13 protein-coding genes are annotated in these 15,000 nt (G+C 38.0%); 4 read left to right on the forward strand and 9 right to left on the reverse strand.

The window, feature by feature from the left end:
- Window positions 1–199: 199 nt before the first annotated feature.
- Window positions 200–877, reverse strand: a complete 678-nt coding sequence (locus ACAN52_RS01995) for a GntR family transcriptional regulator (RefSeq protein ID WP_378951418.1) — start codon at window positions 875–877, stop codon at window positions 200–202.
- 109 nt (window positions 878–986) lie between these two features.
- The gene (locus tag ACAN52_RS02000) at window positions 987–1,670 is read right to left on the reverse strand and encodes a GGDEF domain-containing protein (protein WP_378951421.1); all 684 of its coding nucleotides are present in this window, start codon (window positions 1,668–1,670) and stop codon (window positions 987–989) included.
- 662 nt (window positions 1,671–2,332) lie between these two features.
- Between ACAN52_RS02000 and ACAN52_RS02005 the strand changes: the two genes are divergently transcribed.
- The 3 genes from ACAN52_RS02005 (at window position 2,333) to ppdK (ending at window position 6,487) form a co-directional block, all read left to right on the forward strand.
- A complete protein-coding gene (locus tag ACAN52_RS02005) occupies window positions 2,333–2,938 on the forward strand; it encodes a helix-turn-helix transcriptional regulator (protein ID WP_378951819.1) in 606 nt (201 codons plus the stop codon).
- Between the two features lie 61 nt (window positions 2,939–2,999).
- On the forward strand, window positions 3,000–3,830 hold the full coding sequence (locus tag ACAN52_RS02010; RefSeq protein ID WP_378951424.1) for a pyruvate, water dikinase regulatory protein: 831 nt from the start codon (window positions 3,000–3,002) through the stop codon (window positions 3,828–3,830).
- On the forward strand, window positions 3,830–6,487 hold the full coding sequence (ppdK, locus tag ACAN52_RS02015; RefSeq protein WP_378951427.1) for a pyruvate, phosphate dikinase: 2,658 nt from the start codon (window positions 3,830–3,832) through the stop codon (window positions 6,485–6,487). Before ACAN52_RS02010 ends, ppdK begins: the two co-directional genes overlap by 1 nt.
- A 65-nt stretch (window positions 6,488–6,552) precedes the next feature.
- Here ppdK and pgl read toward each other — a convergent pair whose 3' ends face one another.
- Both pgl and zwf read right to left on the reverse strand, forming a co-directional pair.
- Window positions 6,553–7,296: a 6-phosphogluconolactonase gene (pgl, locus tag ACAN52_RS02020; protein WP_378951430.1), complete on the reverse strand. Its 744-nt coding sequence runs from the start codon at window positions 7,294–7,296 to the stop codon at window positions 6,553–6,555.
- Window positions 7,283–8,809, reverse strand: coding sequence for a glucose-6-phosphate dehydrogenase (gene zwf, locus ACAN52_RS02025; RefSeq protein ID WP_378951433.1), 1,527 nt, complete (start codon window positions 8,807–8,809; stop codon window positions 7,283–7,285). The genes pgl and zwf overlap by 14 nt, the downstream gene beginning before the upstream one ends.
- Before the next feature lie 366 nt (window positions 8,810–9,175).
- Between zwf and ACAN52_RS02030 the strand changes: the two genes are divergently transcribed.
- Window positions 9,176–9,466: a hypothetical protein gene (locus ACAN52_RS02030; protein ID WP_378951436.1), complete on the forward strand. Its 291-nt coding sequence runs from the start codon at window positions 9,176–9,178 to the stop codon at window positions 9,464–9,466.
- A 55-nt stretch (window positions 9,467–9,521) separates the two neighbouring features.
- On the opposite strand, the gene ACAN52_RS02035 is transcribed toward ACAN52_RS02030, so the two are convergent.
- Genes ACAN52_RS02035 through ACAN52_RS02055 form a run of 5 tightly spaced genes read right to left on the reverse strand, consistent with a single transcriptional unit; the run spans window position 9,522 to window position 14,998 of the window.
- A complete protein-coding gene (locus ACAN52_RS02035; RefSeq protein WP_378951439.1) occupies window positions 9,522–10,424 on the reverse strand; it encodes an alpha/beta hydrolase in 903 nt (300 codons plus the stop codon).
- Between the two features lie 5 nt (window positions 10,425–10,429).
- Complete coding sequence (locus ACAN52_RS02040; protein WP_378951442.1) at window positions 10,430–12,157, reverse strand: sulfate adenylyltransferase subunit 1; 1,728 nt, start codon at window positions 12,155–12,157, stop codon at window positions 10,430–10,432.
- A gap of 40 nt (window positions 12,158–12,197) precedes the next feature.
- Complete coding sequence (gene cysD / locus ACAN52_RS02045) at window positions 12,198–12,998, reverse strand: sulfate adenylyltransferase subunit CysD (RefSeq protein ID WP_378951445.1); 801 nt, start codon at window positions 12,996–12,998, stop codon at window positions 12,198–12,200.
- A gap of 13 nt (window positions 12,999–13,011) precedes the next feature.
- Window positions 13,012–13,326 carry a ferredoxin family protein gene (locus ACAN52_RS02050; protein WP_378951448.1) on the reverse strand — a complete coding sequence of 105 codons (315 nt, stop codon included), beginning with the start codon at window positions 13,324–13,326 and terminating at the stop codon, window positions 13,012–13,014.
- Window positions 13,310–14,998, reverse strand: coding sequence for an adenylyl-sulfate reductase subunit alpha (locus ACAN52_RS02055; protein WP_378951451.1), 1,689 nt, complete (start codon window positions 14,996–14,998; stop codon window positions 13,310–13,312). The genes ACAN52_RS02050 and ACAN52_RS02055 overlap by 17 nt, the downstream gene beginning before the upstream one ends.
- Window positions 14,999–15,000 lie beyond the last annotated feature (2 nt).

Raw genomic sequence — 15,000 nt, forward strand, 5'->3', positions numbered from 1 at the left:
GCATACGGTATACCAAGAATGATTATAATTACTACATAAGTTGTACTAAAATATTTTATATAACAATTGATATTCTACATCTCATTTCTGATATACCGACGCGATCAATTTTCTATTTTTTCAAATTAGTTTTGGTATACGGTATACCAAAACTAATTTGAAAAAATGAGGTTTTCTAGAATTGTATTTTTTCGAAACCTCATTTATATAATTGACATTTTTTTAATAATTCATCTCTTGCATGATCAATATGCTCAATTGTAAGTCTCTCCGCTTGAGGTACATCACGATTAATAATTGCTTGTAAGATGGCTTTATGTTCACAAATGGCACTTTTACGCCTTGGGGCATTAGACAAGTTGATTCTTCGGTATCGAATCAAAGATTCTTTCAAATTGTAAACAAAATTCTTGAGCAAAGGCATCTGTGTCATATTTAAAATAACTTCATCAAATTGATCTAAACCCTTTGCTGTTGATTGAAGTTGATCCATTGTTTCTTCTGTCTCAAGTCCTTCTAAAATCCGTTTGAGCATTTGAATATCTTCATTTGTAATTTTACTAATGGCTTTACGTACAACTAAACATTCTAGTTCCTTACGAATATCGTAGATTTCTTCAATTTCTGTCATATTAAAACCACGAACAATTACGCCTTTGCGCGGTACATGTTCAACAAAACCCTCTGATTCTAATTTGCGTAACGCTTCACGAATAGGTGTACGACTGACATTAAGTTTGGTCGCTATATCTCTTTCAATCAATCGATCATCTGGTTTTAAATGACCATCAAGGATTTCTTGCCGTAAATGTTCAAAAATAATATCTCGAAGTTGTTTGACCTCCGAAATTTGTTCACTAATCATCAAATGATCCATTTTAATCTCCTGTTATTACATAACTCATTGATCGATCTTTGGTATACCATATTTAGTTTATTTAATTAGACAATGTTCTTATTATTCCTTCTTCTCTATAAAAATATTTTTATGAATAACTATCTACAACAACCAAATTTTTTGTTTTCTTAGCTTGGTATAAAGTTTCATCCACTAATTTAAGCAACTGAGTTACTTCTACATTTGCATGAACTAATAAAACACCAACACTAATTGTTGCTTGATAACACTCCCTATGATTTGCGATCATTTCCCTTAATTTTTCAGTAAGCAATGATGCACATTCTAAATTTGTATCTGGGAATAAAATGACAAATTCATCGCCACCGAGTCTCACGACGACATCATTTGCGCGCGTATTTTTCTCAAAGACACTTGCAATATTCCTTAAAACTTCATCGCCGATTAAGTGCCCATAAGTATCATTTATTTTTTTAAAATCATCAATATCAATCAGTGCCATACATGATGTCGACTGAGTGCGTTTTAATCGTACCATTTCTTTGGTGAGTTCAGAATGAAAATACCTACCATTCCAAAGACTTGTCAATTGGTCGCGATGAGCGAATTCATGCAAATTTTGTATTAGCTTCCCACATAAGGAACCAGCGAGAGCAGGAATGAGAATGCTGAATAGGCCAATTCCTGCAATTTTCGTAATTGGATCACTTAGCCTAACTACATCATGAACCATATAAATAGAATATCCTATTAAACTTCCTATCACAGCCAATATTATCGCGGTATATTTAAAAAATAGCACTTCCCACATAACGCCTATTTCCTCCTATTCTTTCCTAGCTCAATACGCTATACATCCTTAGGTTTTAATACTTGTTATCACAGGCGAAAGTACAGATCGCCCAAATACTTTAAAATACTAAAGAAAACTCGACTTCGGTCAAGCCTCAGTGCAGACCAAAGTCTTAGTTGTCCTTACATGTAATCGAGAAAGTGTTATGCTTTCTGATTACGTAAAAAAACCAGACTTTTTAGTCTGGTAGTACATTTTAGCCTTGGCTAAATTGACAACCTGGTAATCATAAACATACTTAGGTTTTTTAGTCCATAGCTTTTCACTTGAATTGAATGATAGAAATTCCTTATTATTCAATTAATTCATACTAATTATAGCAATAATTGGTATGTTTGTCCATTATTTTATAGGACAATAGTACTACACCCTCCTCCCTTAAGTCCCTCTGTTTCACTATATTAGCTCAACACATTACCCATTTAGCTATGGTAAACTAAAATTTTTTAGCAAAAAATATCAAAAATATAAATATAATGTAAATTTTTATTATTTTATTTTCTATTTATGCAGGTATTATTATTTAAATGTAGTATACTATATAATAAATAACACGATATAGTGTTTACTTTTTCTAAGAAGGTGACTTTATTATCCAACTTACAATACGACAAACTAACATATTAGAAATTATTCAATCTTTTGGTCCCATCACCGGCAGCCATATTGCTGAAAAGTTAAATCTGAGTCGTGCAGCCTTACGATCAGATTTAGCAATTTTAACAATGACTGGGCTGGTGGGCGCCAAACCAAGAGTTGGTTATTATTTTACCGCCCAAAATCTTAAAACCTTAAAAAACACTGAATTCGATAGCATTTTAGTCGGCGATGTTTATTCTCGTCCTATCGTGGTAAATGAAAGCAGCTCGGTTTATGATGCCATCGTTACCTTATTTATTGAAGATGTAGGTACTATCTTTGTAGTATCTGACAATAATTGCTTAGAAGGAGCTATCTCACGCAAAGACCTTCTAAAAGCCGCAATGGGTGGCAAAAATAGTAATGAGCTACCGGTAGGCATTATCATGACCAGAATGCCTAATATCATTTTGACCACACCGGAGGAATCCGTATTGGCTGCAGCACAAAAATTATTGCACCATCAAGTGGATGCTTTACCGGTAGTCAAAATAATAAAAGTAGGTGATCAAACAACCTTTGAAGTAGTAGGGCGTTTTACAAAGACTAATATTACACATCTGTTTGTAAAATTAGTCGAGAAATAAGGTCTCTGAAAGAAAATAAGCAGTTATTTTTTGAAGATGCCTAAGTTGAAGGAGATCTAATTTGCATACTTTATCGAACAGTCAAGTCTCTCTAATTTACATACTGTCTGATTCCATTGGTGAAACTGGAGAAATGGTCGCTAAAGCGGCTCTGAGTCAATTTGATGAAGGAAATATTAGAATTCGACGCAAACCTTATTTAAAATCAGCTGAACAGATCGAACTAGCCCTTAAGGAAGCAGCTCAAACTAAGAGTGCAATTCTGTATACCTTGGTGCGTCCTGATTTAAAAATGGTACTCGAGACAAAAGCAAAAGCATTGGGTCTTGTACATGTAGATATTATGGGACCAGTCGTCAATGCACTGTCATCAATCTCTGATTTATCACCGCGTAATGAACCAGGACTCATTCGTAAAATTGATGATGCCTATTTTGCCAAAATTGAAGCCATTGAATTTGCCGTTAAATTTGATGATGGTAAAGAGCCACGAGGACTATTACAGGCTGATATTGTCATTACAGGAGTTTCACGCGCCTCTAAAACACCACTCTGTATGTACCTAGCTCATCAAGGCGTCAAAGCAGCTAATGTTCCTTTAGTGAAAGAAGTCGCACCGCCGCCAGAGCTCTTTTTAGTACCGCCTCATAAGGTAATTGGTCTTATGATTAAACCGTCTTTACTCTACGAAATACGTCGTGAACGTTTAAAAGCTATGGGACTCCAACCATCTACCTCATATGCCAATATGGAACGTATTATTGAGGAACTTGAATATGGGCAAGGAATTATGCGTAAAATAGGTTGTCCAATTATTGATGTTACGAATAAAGCAACTGAAGAAACGGCTGCTAAGGTCATGGAAATTTACCGCAAAGGGGTTAATAATTGATGGAAAAATTTGTTTATTTATTTAACCAAGGTTCTGCAGATATGCGTTCACTACTCGGAGGCAAGGGAGCCAATTTATGTGAAATGACCAATATCGGGTTACCTGTTCCTCCCGGTATGACGATTAGCACAGCAGCTTGCGCTGAATATTATAAGGCAGATCAAAAACTGCCACAAAATATCATCGATGAAGTACGCGAAAATTTAACCACCCTTGAGACCGCAATTGGCAAAAAATTGGGCGATACGACAAATCCACTTTTAGTATCAGTGCGCTCAGGTGCTGTTTTTTCCATGCCAGGTATGATGGATACAGTATTGAATTTAGGTCTGAATGAAACAACAGTACAAGCTGTTGCTAAAAATACAGGAAACTTAGTCTTTGCCTATGACTCTTACCGCCGTTTTATTCAAATGTTTTCTGATGTTGTTTTGGAAATTCCAAAACATGATTTTGAACATTTACTCGCTGAACATAAAAAACAGCAAGGTGTCACTTATGACCAAGAATTATCTGCGGAAACCTTACGTGCTATCATTGACAGCTATAAAATTTTGGTCATCGAAAGGACAGGTTCCCCCTTCCCTGAAGAACCTATTGACCAATTATTTTTATCAATTGAAGCTGTTTTTCGCTCTTGGAATAATGATCGCGCTTTTATCTATCGTAATTTAAATAAAATTGACCATAATTTAGGTACAGCTGTCAATATTCAATCCATGGTCTTTGGCAATATGGGTAACGATTGCGGTACAGGAGTAGCTTTCACACGAAATCCATCAACTGGAGAAAATATCCTTTATGGGGAATATTTGACCAATGCTCAAGGCGAGGATGTCGTTGCAGGTATCCGAACCCCTCAACCGATCGCTAAATTAGAATCAGAAATGCCTGAAGTTTATGCCCAATTCGCAAATACAGCTCATATCTTAGAACAACACTATAAAAACGTACAAGACATTGAGTTCACCATTGAAAAAGGAAAACTCTTTATCTTGCAAACTAGAAATGGTAAGCGCACAGCCCAAGCTGGAATCAAAATTGCCCATGACTTAGCCATGGAAGGTTTGATTACCAAAGAAGAAGCACTTTTATTGATTGAACCTGGACAACTGGATCAACTCTTACATCGTCAAATTGATAGTAACGCTACATTAAATGTCATTGCCACAGGACTCCCTGCATCGCCAGGCGCGGCTTCTGGTGTTGTTGTCTTTGATGCTGATCATGCAGAACAACTCGGTAAGACAGGTGCAAAAGTTTTGCTCGTTCGTACCGAGACAACACCTGACGATATACACGGTATTATTGCTGCACAAGGAATCTTGACCAGTCGTGGCGGTATGACAAGCCATGCTGCTGTAGTCGCGCGCGGGATGGGCAAGCCATGCGTATGTGGTTGTGAAGCTCTAAAAATCGACTACACTAAGAAAACCGTTACTGTCGGACAAACCATCATTAAGGAAGGAGATCTTGTATCCATCGATGGCGCAACAGGTCGAGTCATTTTGGGGCTAGTGCCAATGGTTGATCCAGAGTTATCGACAGAATATCTGGCTATTTTAGCTTGGGCCGATGAGGTAAAACGTCTCGATGTTCGCGCGAATGCCGACACTCCTGAAGATGCACAAAAAGCCCGTGAATTTGGCGCTAAAGGTATTGGACTCACTCGCACTGAGCATATGTTCATGGGGCATGACCGTCTCCCTCATGTACAACGCATGATCTTGGCAGAAAATCCTGCAGAACGTCATGATGCCCTTTCTTACCTGCTTCCCATTCAAGAAAATGATTTTTATGGTATTTTAAAGGCCATGGAAGGCTATCCTGTATGCATCCGTCTGCTAGATCCACCGCTTCATGAATTTTTACCTAGTTTAGAAGATTTATTGATCGAAACAACCCAGCTACGAATCACACAATCTAATATGCCATTACTTGCTGAAAAAGAAAGCTTATTGAAAAAAGTTCGTGCACTGCACGAATCCAATCCTATGCTTGGACACAGAGGATGCCGCCTAGGTATTACCTTCCCTGAAATTTATGAAATGCAAATGCAAGCCATCTGCAATGCTGCTGTCCGCCTAACATTAGAAGGTTATACCGTATTACCAGAAATCGAAATTCCTCTGACAATTGGTAAAGCTGAAATGGCCTTCTTTAAAGAAAAAATTGATACAATTGCTAAAAATACCATGGAAAAACATCAAGCGACTTTTCATTATCTATCGGGTACAATGATCGAATTACCACGTGCGGCCCTCCTTGCAGGAGAATTGGCGGAGGTTGCTGAGTTTTTCAGCTTTGGTACTAATGATCTGACTCAAACCTGCTTAGGGTTTAGCCGTGATGACGCCGAAGGTAAATTCTTAAATCATTATTTAGATATGAAAATCTTAGCCGAAAACCCTTTTATTACCCTCGATCGCAAAGGCGTAGGACAACTCATGAAAATTGCAGTAACCAACGGTCGCCAAACACGCCCTGATTTGCTGATTGGCATTTGTGGCGAGCACGGTGGCGAATCCAATTCCATTGCATTCTGCCATGAAATTGGTCTTGATTTTGTTAGTTGCTCCCCTTACCGTGTGCCTATTGCTCGTTTATCAGCTGCCCAAGCTGCTATTAGCAAAGGTGAAAATTACGGAACTAGATAAAGAGAAAAACCCGTGTCATTATCGACACGGGTTTTCCTATTCAGAAAGAAATTAAATGACTATGCTTATGTATTGTTTATATCAGATTGCAAAAAACTAGCTGCTTCCTCATCAAGTAGCCAATATACTTCACCATGGGTAGGCCTAATCAACTGCGCAGGAAAGGATTGAGATGCAGATGTTTTTTCTAAAATTTTTTGAATGACCTGAGCTTTTCCCTGACCAGTAACCAAAAAAGCAATCATCCTTGCTTGGTTTAAGATTTCAGGTGTTAAGGTCACCCGATACATGTCTTGCTCTTGAAGGTAGACATGGCTTACCCAATCATTTTGCACCTTGAGAACATCAGTCCCAGGAAAAAGAGAGGCTGTATGCCCATCATCACCTAATCCTAAGAAGACAAAATCAAACTGTGGTGCTTGATGACTAAAAGTAGAGTGCAATACTTTTTCATAATTTTTCGCAGCATCACATGGCGAATCCTCATAGATAATAGGATGAATATTCTCCTCTGGAATGGCGACATGATTCAAAAAAGCCTGGCGCGCCATCTCTTGATTGCTCAAAGAATGAGTTTGGGGTACACACCGCTCATCACCCCAATAGAAATGAATTGCTTGCCAAGGCAGACGACTACAATAAGGTTCCGACCTTAGCAGTTCATAGGTTTTACGTGGCGTCCCTCCTCCAGCTAAAGAAACATGGCAAATGCCCCGACTTTGTACTGCTTGTTCTACGGTCTTAACAAATAATTCTGCAGCTTCTATACTTAGTTGCTGTGCATTTTCATAGACTTTAATCGTTGCCATCTGATCCCTCTTTTCTGATTTCACATTCTAGGCATGCAGGTTTTAACCATTCTCGTCCATCTGCAGTAATGAGATTTTCAGCTTCCTGGGGTCCCCACTCCCCTGCAACATAACTAGGCAATGGATTTTCTCTATCATTTTGCCAGGTTTCTAAGATCGATCCCAATACAGTCCAAGCCATTTCCACTTGATCACTGCGCATAAATAAGCCAGGGTCACCGCGCATAATATCCAATAGCAAAGTTTCATAGGCTTCTGGCGATGATACTTGGAAAACTTCATTATAACTATAATGCATTTCAACTGGCTTAATTTTCATAACAGGCCCTGGCTCCTTAGCCTGGGTTCGTAGCATAATCCCTTCTTCTGGTGCGATTTGAATGGCTAGACGATTAGGTTGAATTACCTTTTCAGAAAAAGGATGATGAGGAACAGGCCGAAATTGCAAGGATATTTCCGAAGCGCGCGCTCCCATACACTTACCAGTGCGTAGATAAAAGGGAACCCCTTGCCAACGCCAATTATCAATATAAAATTTAATCGCTGCAAAGGTTTCCGTTCTAGAGTCAGCCGCTACATTCTCTTCTTCCAGATAACCTGGGACATGTTTACCGTCCACCACTCCACTCACATATTGGGCGCGTACAGCGACTTTTGCTACATCTTCTGTGGTAATAGGACGAATTGCATGCAATACATCTACTTTTTTATTACGAATTTCCTCAGCGTTAAAAGAAGTAGGCGGTTCCATGGCGACTAAGCACATGAGTTGCAGCAAATGATTCTGAATCATATCCCTAAGGGCTCCTGCGTTTTCATAATAACCACCGCGTCTTCCGACACCAACCTGTTCAGCAACGGTAATTTGTACATGATTAATGTAACTTCGATTCCAGATCGGTTCCCACATGGCATTAGCAAATCGAAAGGCTAAGATGTTTTGTACGGTTTCTTTCCCAAGATAGTGATCAATGCGATAAGTTTGGGATTCATCAAAAACATCTGCCAATATTTTATTTAACTCTTGTGCTGACTCTAAATCCCGCCCAAAAGGTTTTTCAATGACAATTCTATATTGGTCGTTTCCATGAAGGATTCTAGATTGGCCTAACTGCTTTACAATGGGTTCAAATAAGGTCGGTGGTGTTGCTAGATAAAAAATCTTAGTGGCTGACTTTTGCCACCCTTGATCTAATTGTTCGAGCAAGGATTTATAAATGGTAGAATCCTGATAATCAAGTTTACTATATGTCACAGCACTTGCAAATTTATCCCAATCCTCTTCCTTATGGATTCCACTGCGAGAAAATTTTTCGACTCCACTTCGTAGTTGCTGGCGAAAACCATCATCGCCTAAGGAAGTACGAGCTAAACCAATAATACAAAATGGATCAGGCAGCAGGTCATTCATAAATAAATCATAGATAGCTGGTATAATTTTTCGCTGAGCTAAATCACCAGATGCACCAAAAATACAAATCACTGTTGGCTTTATACTCAAATCTCCTACCATATTTTTGCCCCTTTCTCATCAATCTCTACCAATTGCCGTTTTTTCTCCTTTTAGGCTTAGTATACCTCTTTTTCTTTCTGATAGATAGAATTGTATGGTCATACTTTAACTAAAATCTTTATTTTTTCTACTCTTTTTTGCCTATTTACAATACAGTCCATTACTACAAAATTTTATAATAATTTATCATCCTAGTCCATGTATTGATTTGAAAAACTCAGCAAAATGTAGTACTCCATAGGATATTAATTGACATTTTAAATAGGTAATCATATAGTAATAGAGGTAGCTTATCCGATTATGAATTTAATTAACAGCTAGAACTAAATAGGGAACTTTAAAGTTATTTCACAAGGGGGTATTATTATGTCAGCAGTAAAAGAATTGGTTAAACTAGGTAAATTATATGCTTGTTTAGGAATTTTAGGGTTATTTGTTTTTTTAATGATAAACCCGCCGCATCCTGTAAACCATACGATAATCGAAGCTGCTAAAGCTAGCGTTCAATCAATCATTGTAAATCCAACGATAAAAAATGTATTTATGTTATCCTTACTTCTTTATACTCTCTTCGTAGTCGTGGAAAGCTTGTCATTTATCCGTGATCTAGCAGGACGTTTATTTCATAAAAGCAAAGAGAATAATGTGACTGAGTAACTTTGCGATTTAAATCAATAATTCCCTGTACTAATCTAGTACAGGGAATTATTTTTTATGCAAGCCATTGTAGTATCATTGTTTGTAGCTCTTTTTCCCATAATGGAGAATTATAAGTATGATCGGCTCCCTTTATCACGTATAAGTTGCAATGACCTTGCGATCTCTTTTCCAATATCCGTTTATATTGGTAAGCATTTTCTAGTGGTGTATCCTTATCATCACTTCCATGAATCAGTAATACATCACCTTGAAATTGATGAATTGCCTCGAGAGGCCGTATAGTGGGCAAAGAGAGAAATAATTCCCGCCCGATTTCAAACCCTTCATAATTAATAACACTCTCTTTAAGACATTTTTCGTAAAGTTCTGGGCCTACAATCTGGGTAATATCATCAAAAGGATTCGCCACAGGCGATAGCAAAATCAGCCGATGGATTCTATCATCCACAGATGCTACACTTGCTGCAATAGCCCCTCCTAAACTATGACCGACTAATGTGATTTGTTTGCAATTCACATTAGGATGCTCTAGTAAGCGATCAATTGCCTTACTAGCTTCCTGAATCTGCTGAGTGATGGTAACATCCCGATACTCACCTGAACTCTCACCACAACCGCTAAAATCAAAGCGTAATACTACAAAACCAGCCTGACATAGCTGACGGGCTGTTTTAACAAAAATTCGATGTTGTCCAACTTTACTGCTAATAAACCCATGACATATGACTACAGCAGGTTTCTTTTCCTCTTTAGTACATTTAGGTATATGCAGTACACCACTTAGTTGATGCGAATCTGTATGAATGATGATCTGTTGTTCCATAGCTTTCTCCTCCCTCCTTACAAAACCTAAAAAATCTCTATTAAGAGCAAGTATATCTTTTTTTTCATAAACTGAAAAGGCTAAGATCATATCAATCAGATATGTCTTAGCCTTCGGTTTTCCAATTAGCATCAACTTTAAATTTGATATTCAATTTCCAATGCTTTTACTGCTGTTAAATAGCGTATTTGTCTAAATTTCATAAACTCAAACCATTGATTTGCAAAAGCAGTTAATTTAGACTGTCCTGACTGCTGAAGAGCTCCAAGATCTGCTACAAATTTCGCAAACTCTTCGGCGGAATGAATCCGAATAAATGATCCTTGTGAATCAATAAAAGGTAGGGCATCATATTCATAATCACTAAGCGCCCCAATATCTTGTAATTTGGATTTTCTGATCTTAGCGACAAGATTAGTTTTCAAGTCCAAAACATTAAAATCTCCTGGATATTCATAGGTCACACCAGTGGATGGTATAACGTCGCCAATAGCAAAAGAATGAGGAATCGCACCGATTTTTTTGATCCCGTTTTCAGAGAATAGATAATAATATTCATCAAAAGCGCTGACCACAATTTCAGCATCTTGTTTCAGGAATTTGCTCACTAATTGACGTTCTTGTACGAGTCCTGTCACAATGCCGCCACCACATACATCATAACCATCAACAATGACAAAACGTCCTGTATTTTGATTATTTCTAAATTCATCAAAACAGATTGGTCTTTTCGTTTTAATCGTAACTTCAGCCACATCATTAGTTTTTGCTTGATTGGCATTTTCAATATTTTCTAAGGTTGTGGCATCAATGACCTTATTAATCGCATAAATTTCGCACTCTACTTCTTGTGTAGCCAACTTGAATTTATATTCCTTATTTTTAACTAGATCATTTTTTCCCATCCAAAATAAGCTGACTTTAAAAACATCTGCCGTTTTAGGCGTATCATAGGTATGAGAAATGAATTCACCACGTTGATTAAAAAACTCATCTTCTACAGTAATGCCTACAGACATACCAGCAGAAATACTATCTTTCTTGTCTTTATCAGCCCAATACTCAATGCTTTTTACCTTTGTTACTTTGTTGCTGGGAGAGATGAGAATTTCATCACCAGTTTTCAAGGTACCAGCTTCAATTCGACCGGCAATAATCCGCCTGTTATCAAACTTGTAAACATCTTGTATAGGAAAACGCAGTGGTTTGCCTTCAAGGCCTTTATCTTTTTCAAATAAATCAATGGCCTTGAGGATTGGTTCCCCTTTGTACCATGGCATTTTATCAGATTCAGTTGTGATATTCTCTCCATTAAAAGCAGAAATAGGTATATATTTTAAAGGATATACATGAAGACCGTTCAAAAACTCATTCATTTCTTGCTTAATCGCATTAAATTTTTCTTCTGAATAATCAATGAGGTCCATTTTATTGACTAACACATAGGCTTTTTGTATCCCAAGCAGTGATAAAATATAGCCATGTCTTTTTGATTGTTCCTGAATACCTTCATTAGCATCAATAATAAGGAGAGCCGCCTCGGCGCTTGCTGCTCCAGAGATCATATTTTTCAAAAATTCTTTGTGACCCGGGGCATCAATAATGACATAATCCCGTTTATCAGTACGGAACTGTAATTGTGTAGTATCAATTGTTATCCCTTGTTTTTGTTCTTCTTCAAAAGCATCAAGGAGATAAGCGTATTCAAAAGGTTTACCTTTTTCCTTAGCAATTTTCTTAACCCGATCAATGGCTCCCTCAGGTAGGGATTTTGTATCATATAATAAACGACCGATGACTGTGGACTTGCCATGATCAACGTGTCCTACAACAACAATGTTTAATACTTCTCTTGTAATATCCATGGTTTTCCTCCTTAAAATAGATCAAATTTCGTCCACAGTGCTACATATACCCATCCTTGCGAAGTTTTTGCATAGCATAGGAATCTTCTTGGTCTTGTGCTCTCCCGGCTCTCTCGCCTACTTTAGTATTTTTAAGTTCTTCAATGATTTCTTTTACTGTCACAGCATTAGAATCGATTTGTCCTGTGCATGGAGCGCACCCTAAACTGCGATAGCGTTTACCATTTTTCGCGAAATACAGATCAACGAGTTCAATATTTTCTCGTTCGATATAGGCCCATATGTCCATTTCATTCCAATGTAAAATCGGATGGACTCGAATGTGGTTACCTTTAGGGAAGTCAGTCTTGAACTGATCCCAAAGTTCTGGAGCTTGGTTCGTGTAATCCCACTCTGAATCTTTATTCCGTTCACTAAATACCCGTTCTTTCGAACGTGATCCTTCCTCATCGCGGCGAATTCCTAAAATTAACCCTTCAAATTCATATTTAGTAACAACCTGCTGCAGACCATCTGTTTTCAACGCTTTGCAGCAAACAAGTCTTCCTTGGTGTGGCCCCATGCCAGCATCTAAAGCCTCTTGGTTCTTATGGACAATGAGTTCTATATTGTATTCTTTCGCCATTCGATCCCGAAAGGCAATCATTTCTGGAATTTTATTGGTTGTATCCACATGGATAAAAGGAAATGGGCAGTGACCGAAAAACGCTTTCTTAGCCAGCCATAACATAACCGTTGAGTCTTTACCGATTGACCACAACATCCCGAGTTTACCAAATTTTTTGTAGGCTTCTCTTAATATAAAAATACTTTGCGCTTCTAATCGATCTAAATGGTCCATATTCTTATCCTCCTTAATATGCATTAGCTTGGTTTTTATCTGTGGTCAGCTTTTGTTCACTACCATCTGGTGCAACAACAATCCAATGAAGGAGTTGCCCTTCCCGTTTGGTATATAAAAAGCTTCCTTGCCCACCCATATCTGTACCAAGATAATATTTAATGGCATGATCATTACATTCTTTTACACAAGAGGTGCAGCCCCAACATTCTTTGGGATATTTTATTTCCGTTTTTCCAGCACCATTTTTATAAAGCAAGCTACCAGGGCATACCTGACGGCATTTTCCGCAGCCTGTACATTTGTGACTATCAATCATTATGCTCATAAACGTCATCCTTCTTTACTAAATCCCGTAATATGATCTTAACTTTTCCATCTTCCAACTGTGAATTAACAAATTTTAACCAATTTTCATCATCTTGTTTAGGATAATCCGCATTTTCTTGGAAAGAGTGCCATCGGGTCTCTTGTCTAGCCTCAAGATGTTCAATGAGAGTTGTACAAACATAAAGACGATCTATCACTTCATGGATAAACATCAGCTGATGTAAATCACTTGCTTTTAGCTGTTGACTAATGACTAGTAGTTCACCAATTCGCTTTTTAGCAACTTGCAGTTTAGCATGATTAAAAACATATCCCGAAGAAATTCCACCCGCATAATCATCCATGACTTTCTGCATGGCATCTTCGATTTCTTCCACTGTATAAAGTCCCGAATCATCCTGTAAAAAACCATTGATCTTTATCAATTTTTGTTGAACATCTTTAACGTTAGGTGCCTTATTACTTTTGTCTTGTACATAAGTTAATGCCGACAAGGCCGCAATTTCACCTTCTACAAAACAGCCTGTTACGTATTTCTGAGGACTTCCCCCTGCTACATCACCAGCTGCATATAGCCCAGGGATGGTCGTCCCTCTAGCCGTATCTACCCAATAACCACTGCCTGTATGGCCACCAACGATATAAGGTTCAGTACCTTCAATTTCAACATTTTCTTTAGCTGGTCCTTTGCCGCTTTCCAGCCACCGTAAGGTTTGGGCAGGCGCCATATTAAGATACGCTTTATAAAGATCGTCTTCTTGTTTTTCCGTAATTCCAACTGTTTGTAAATAACAAGGTCCGCGGCCTTCTCGATTTTCCATTACTGTCGAATACATACGAATGGAAGTTTTGGGGATGCCAGTACTTTTGTCATATTCTACGCCCAGACTATTAATTTGTTGCGCCCCTATCCCTTGGGCAATGGTACCTGTAGGTGCAATGGTATCTTTACAACGCAAGGCAATAAAACGCATTTCAAAAGTCGTCATTTCAGCCCCAGCTCGTATGCCCATGGCATAACCAGCTCCCGTATTAAAGGGAGAATACCACATTTTATGTTTAGAAAATCCTGGATTGTTTGGCTTATAAAGCCCTGCGGCACCTCCCGTGGTACAGATTACAGCTTTAGCAGAAATCACATATAAAATATGAGTATCAAGAGAAAAACCATAAGCTCCGATTACTTTTCCCTCTTCTACAATATAATCTGTAATAGAAACGCGATTAAGTACTGTAACCTGAGATTCTTTCTCCACAGCATCAGCAAGGAGTGGCTTAATATTTTCCCCGTTAATTTTTATATTCCGCGTGCCCCTAGACACATATTCTCCAACCTCATCCTTTAGAATAACAAGTCCTAATTTTTCCATTTTTTCTGTAACAGAATTGAGACCTTGGGCCATGGTATATACAAGATCTTCTCGCACCAGACCTTCAGCATCATTTTTAACATAATTTAAATAAGATTCCGGTGTTTGACCTTTGACAATATAAGCATTTAAGGCATTAACACCAGCCGCCAAACAACCACTTCGTTTGATATTTGCTTTTTCAGCAATTATAACCTTCGCCCCTGATTTTTCAGCAATGGTGATAGCGGCAAAACAACCAGCCGTTCCTCCACCAATAATCAGAATATCAGTTTCAAGATTTTTAATTTCTAACTCCACCT

The sequence above is a fragment of the Pelosinus sp. sgz500959 genome, assembly GCF_042610375.1.
Lineage (GTDB): Bacteria > Bacillota > Negativicutes > DSM-13327 > DSM-13327 > CTSoil-075.